The organism is Asticcacaulis solisilvae, assembly GCF_017875235.1.
Classification (GTDB): domain Bacteria; phylum Pseudomonadota; class Alphaproteobacteria; order Caulobacterales; family Caulobacteraceae; genus Asticcacaulis; species Asticcacaulis solisilvae_A.
This window is the reverse complement of record NZ_JAGGMI010000029.1, coordinates 1-4,937: the sequence shown is the minus strand read 5'-3', so window position 1 is coordinate 4,937 and position 4,937 is coordinate 1. Positions and strand designations below refer to the sequence as shown.

Genomic DNA, 4,937 nt, shown 5'->3' with positions numbered 1-4,937 from the left:
TGAAGGTCGTAGGTTCAAATCCTGCTCCCGCAACCAAAAAACAAGCCCCACAAAAGGGGCTTTTTTTGTACCCAAAATCCAGAAAAGCAACACACAACCGCCAACCCAAAGCTTAGGCGGCCGTTTGTGTGCGGAATAGCGCAGTAAATTTGATGTAGCCTCTCACAGAGGAGGGGCGACGACGCCCTCATAGTGCCGGATAACATCGCCGTCGCGGAAGATGACGGTGGAGCCGGCGGTGAAGTGCGTCCAGGTCTCGTTGCTGGTGAGGGGCTGTGAGGCAATGACGATTACCTTGTCGTTGGGCGAGGTCTCGGCGGCGAAATCGACCTCCATATCCTCGTCGATCAGGCTGGCGCGGCCGAACGGCGCGACGCGGCGGATATAGCAGAGCTTGGTCGAGCAACTGGTATAGAGCGTCCTACCATCGCTTAAGAGCGCATTGAACACACCCAGCTCGCGCAAGGACGCGAACAGCTCGGAAAAGGCACGTTCCAGCTTATAATCGGACGGCCGTGTCGGATACATCTGGCGCAGCTGATGCAGCAGCCAGCAGAAGGCGTGTTCGCTATCGGTGGCGCCCACTGGCTCGTACTGGCCAAGCGTGCGCTTCTTGATGCCTTTCAACTGGCCGTTATGGGCGAAGCTCCAGTTTTGCCCCCACATTTCGCGGATGAACGGATGGGTGTTTTCCAAGGCGACACGGCCGCGATTGGCCTTGCGCACATGGGCGATGACGATGCGCGACTTGATCGGATAGGCGCGCAGGAACTTCGCCAGTTCCGAATGGGCGCTCGGGTTTGGATCGTGCAGGCTGCGGCAGCCCTTATCCTCGTAGAAGCTGATCCCCCAGCCATCCGTATGCTTGCCCGTTACGCCGCCGCGTTGTGACAGGGCGGAAAAGCTGAAGCGGATGTCGGTCGGCACATTGGCGCTCATCGCCAGAAGCTCACACATATCAGTCTCCCTGCGGGGCTCTGCTTGTGTCCCGAAAATCCTTATGCGTCAATGTTATGCGGATGCTTCGGTCTTTGCGTCAAAGTCGGATTGCGCCGCCAGGATGTCGCCGATATGGGTTTCGGCCCAGTTGACTAGCGGATACATCATGCCGCACAGCGTCTCGCCCAAGGTCGTCACCCGGTATTCGACCGTTACCGGGACGGTGGCAAAGACGTGCCGGGTCAGCAGACCATCGCGCTCGAGCTTCTTCAGCGTCTGCGACAGCACCTTATGCGAAATGCCGCGGATATCGCGATGCAGCTGGTTGAAGCGCGTCGGGCCGTCGAGCAGGCGCAACAGCAACAGGATGGCCCATTTGTCGGCGATGCGGTCAAGCACCATGCGCGTCGGACATTGATCGCTGAAGACATTGGGGATCTGGTCGAACGGCACGCGTTCCATTTTCATGAGTGGTTTCCTTCAGGTAACCTACTGACTTTAAAGTGCATTCTTTCGCGCAATGTGACGCGTCTCTATATTCTAACTATTGGAGAGCAGGTTTCCAATAGAAAGCTATGGAGATGAGCGATGAGTGCGAAGATTCTGGTTATTGGCGCCACGGGCAATGTTGGCAGCCACCTGGTAAAAACCCTTGTTGCGCGCGGCGAACAGGTCCGTGCGGCGTCGCGTCAGGCGCGCATCATTGATGGCGCCGAAGCCGTGCGCCTCGACCTTAACGATCCGACGACGATCGCACCGGCCTTTGACGGGGTCGATCGCGCCTATCTGATTGTCCCGCCGGGTGAGCTTAATCCCGTCTCCCTGATAAAGCCGGTCATCGAGGAGGCCGCGCGCCGCAAGGCCAAGATCGTGCTCCAGACCGCGATCGGCGTCGACGCCGACGACAATATCCCGCTGCGCCAGGTTGAACTGTTGCTGCAAGGCTCGGGCGTGCCGTTTGTTATCCTGCGGCCGAACTGGTTTTCGGACAATTTCGCCACCTATTGGGGCCACGACGTCGCTAATGGCACGATCGAGGTACCAGCCGGCGAGGGCAAGTCGAGCTTTATCGACGTCCGCGATATCGCCGAAAGCGCCGCTGGCGCGCTGACCAGCGATGCCTTCGACGGCCAGGCTTTCGTGCTGACCGGACCTGAGGCGCTGAGCTATGCGGAAGCCGCCGTCGTCCTGTCGAAGGCCTATGGCAAGACGATCGGCTATCGCTCGATCGATGACGCTGCCTTTATCGCCAAGCTGACGCCTGTGGTGGGCGAAGGCTATGCGCAACTGCTGGCAGCCATCTACCATCCGGTGCGTGAGGGCTGGACGGCTGGCGTTACGGATGCGGTCGAGCGCCTGTCGGGCCATGCGCCGCGCAGCCTGGAACAATGGGCGCGGGACAATGCACCGGTGAACGCCTAAAGAGCCTGGAGCAGGGGGCGGCCCGGCTTTCCGGCGCCGCGCCCTCGAAGCTTTGGGGCATAAAACCTTCGCAACCCTATTCTATGGTTTGCACTTGCCCAACTTCGGGCGGGTTTGCGTGGTCTGGTGCAATTATTGCAGCGCGGGCACGTCGTCTTCGCGCAGGGGTGTGTAATGATACAGAACGCGGATCAGGGCTCGGCCAGTGGCACGGGCCATATCATCATCACGGGCAATGTCAGGGGCTCCGGCATCTTCGCTGTCGAAGGCAAGGTGATCGGCAATGTCGAGGTCGAAACCCTGATCATTTCGGCCGGAGGTCAGGTCGAGGGCAATCTGAAGGCCGCGACCGTCGAGGTCCGCGGCATCGTCAAGGGCAATATAACCGCCAAGTCGATCAGGCTCGAGCCGTCCAGCCAGGTGCGCGGGGACCTTACCTTCGAACAGCTGGCGATCGAGCAAGGCGCGTCGTTCGAAGGCCGCTGTACGCCCAAGGCTTAAAGACATATTGAATCCAGATATCCTTAGGCCCTAGCCTCTGACGATCAGAGGTGAGAGAGCCAACAGGGGACTATGGAGTTTCATCTTACGACTGCCGAAGCCTGGGCCGTCATGACCGAGGCCTGCGAACAGGCGAAGGTCTCGATCGACTTCGAACAATATATCGTCAAGGCTGATGATGTCGGCCAGGACTTCCTGCGTCTGTTGGCGCGCAAGGCCAACGAAGGCCTGCACGTGCGTATCATCCTCGATGCCTTCGGCAGCCGCGCCATCGGCAAGACTTCGGTCATCGCCGAACTGCAAAGCGCAGGCGCGGAAGTTGCCTTCTATCACCGCCTGCGGCCGGCGGAGTTGTTCAAACCCCTGTCCTGGTTGCCGCGCACCCACGCCAAGCTGCTGCACGTCGACGAAACCGCGACCTACCTCGGCAGCATGTGCCTGGCGGAATATATGCGGAGTTGGCGCGACACCATGGTGCGTCTGGAAGACGGTCTGGCCGAAGCCGCGCGGCGCGATTTCGAAGCCATGTGGCACGACCTCGAAGACGGCCGGCTGGATGGTGACGGCGCCGAAACCATAGTACGCGCCATGGACGCCTGTTACGTGTCGCAGAACCCCAAGGGCGGGCACTATCCGCTCTATAAGGCGCTGGTCAGTGCGATCGATGGGGCGAAGCACGAAATCTGCATCGCCACGCCGTATTTCTTTCCGCCGCGGCGGCTGCGAGAGGCGCTGAACCGCGCCAAGGCGCGCGGGGTACGTATTGTCCTCATGCTATCGCACGAAACCGACGTGTCGGTGGCCGACAGGGTGACGCGCGCGCTTTTGCCGGTTTGGCGCGGCAAGGGCTATGAGGTCCTGCTCTATCAGCGCTCGGTCCTGCACGCCAAATATGCTATTATCGATGGTCAGTGGGCGACGCTTGGCAGTTGCAATTTCGATTACTTAAGCCTGTGCCGGAATCGCGAGGCCAATATCATCCTGCGCGACCCGGCCATGGTCGCTGAGGTCGCCCGCAGCTTTGCCGATGATGCGGTCTTTGCCCGGCCGCCCAAGCGCGAGGATGAGCGGGCGCGATCGTGGTTCGACGGCCTGATGGGACGGATCGGGACCATGATGTTGCAACGAGTTTGACCATGAAAATTCTCTTCAGCAATCTCGGCTATGCGACGGGCATCAGCGGCAGCCTGTATCACCATGTCACGCGCGCCTATCGTCATGTGTATAAGTCAACGGCCCAGCAGCAGGCGGTGATGGCGCAGTTCCGCCAGATCATCGATCGCGAACATCCCGACCTGTGCTGCATGATCGAGCTGGAGCAGGGGGCGGCACATACCGGCTGGTTCAATCAGATCTCCGCGCTGATGTGCGGCGATTACCGCTTTCATGATGTGGCGGACAAGTATGGTCCCAACAGCCGGACATCGAAGCTGCCGTTCCATGCCGGCAAGAGCAATGGTTTCCTGGCGAAGAGCGAGTTCGCTTATGACCGGCTCTATTTCCGCAATGGCACCAAGCGGCTGATTTACAAGGTGACGATCCGGGAAGGCTTGAGCGTGCTGTTTACGCACTTTTCGCTCAAGGCCGAGGTGCGTCAGAAGCAATTCGCCGAGGTGCGCGACCTGGTGCGGGAAAGCGACGGCAACATGATCATCCTGGCCGACTTCAACACACTGAACGGCTTGCAGGAGTTGAAAACCCTACTGGACGATGGGTTTTTAAGGTTGCTGAATACCGAAGACCAGCCGACTTTTACATTTCATAGATGGCGGCACACGCTGGACCTGTGTCTTTATACGTCGCCGCTGGCGGGGAGTCTGGATATGAAGATTATCCCGCAGCCGTTTTCGGACCACCATGCGTTGTTGGTGTCGCTGAGCTGATTTCTCCTCTCTGTCGCGTAGCGATGGGGAGGGGGCCCGCACGAATGAGCGTAGCGAATGAGATGTGGTGGTGGGGGACGACGCCTGAGCACTACCTCTCCACCGCCTTCGGCGGTCCCCCTTGTATCTGGACAAGGTCGCTGAGTTGTACTGAAGCGATGGTGTCCGGGAAGGTATGCAGCCTTCCCGGAC

Annotated in this window: 6 protein-coding genes; 4 read left to right on the top strand and 2 right to left on the bottom strand. The window is 59.6% G+C overall.

Annotated features, from left to right (window positions below):
• Positions 1-162: 162 nt before the first annotated feature.
• Together J2X24_RS22425 and J2X24_RS22420 are read right to left on the bottom strand one after the other, a co-directional pair.
• A complete protein-coding gene (locus tag J2X24_RS22425) occupies positions 163-957 on the bottom strand; it encodes a class II glutamine amidotransferase (RefSeq protein ID WP_209726321.1) in 795 nt (264 codons plus the stop codon).
• A gap of 54 nt (positions 958-1,011) precedes the next feature.
• Positions 1,012-1,407, bottom strand: coding sequence for a winged helix-turn-helix transcriptional regulator (locus tag J2X24_RS22420; RefSeq protein ID WP_245345054.1), 396 nt, complete (start codon positions 1,405-1,407; stop codon positions 1,012-1,014).
• A gap of 120 nt (positions 1,408-1,527) precedes the next feature.
• Between J2X24_RS22420 and J2X24_RS22415 the strand changes: the two genes are divergently transcribed.
• The 4 genes from J2X24_RS22415 (at position 1,528) to J2X24_RS22400 (ending at position 4,745) form a co-directional block, all read left to right on the top strand.
• Positions 1,528-2,361 carry an SDR family oxidoreductase gene (locus J2X24_RS22415; RefSeq protein WP_209726319.1) on the top strand — a complete coding sequence of 278 codons (834 nt, stop codon included), beginning with the start codon at positions 1,528-1,530 and terminating at the stop codon, positions 2,359-2,361.
• A gap of 174 nt (positions 2,362-2,535) precedes the next feature.
• Positions 2,536-2,862, top strand: a complete 327-nt coding sequence (locus tag J2X24_RS22410; protein WP_209726317.1) for a bactofilin family protein — start codon at positions 2,536-2,538, stop codon at positions 2,860-2,862.
• A 72-nt stretch (positions 2,863-2,934) separates the two neighbouring features.
• Entirely contained in the window at positions 2,935-3,996 is a 1,062-nt protein-coding gene (locus J2X24_RS22405; RefSeq protein WP_209726315.1) for a phospholipase D-like domain-containing protein, read from the top strand.
• A 2-nt stretch (positions 3,997-3,998) separates the two neighbouring features.
• Positions 3,999-4,745, top strand: coding sequence for an endonuclease/exonuclease/phosphatase family protein (locus J2X24_RS22400; RefSeq protein WP_209726313.1), 747 nt, complete (start codon positions 3,999-4,001; stop codon positions 4,743-4,745).
• Positions 4,746-4,937: the final 192 nt, after the last annotated feature.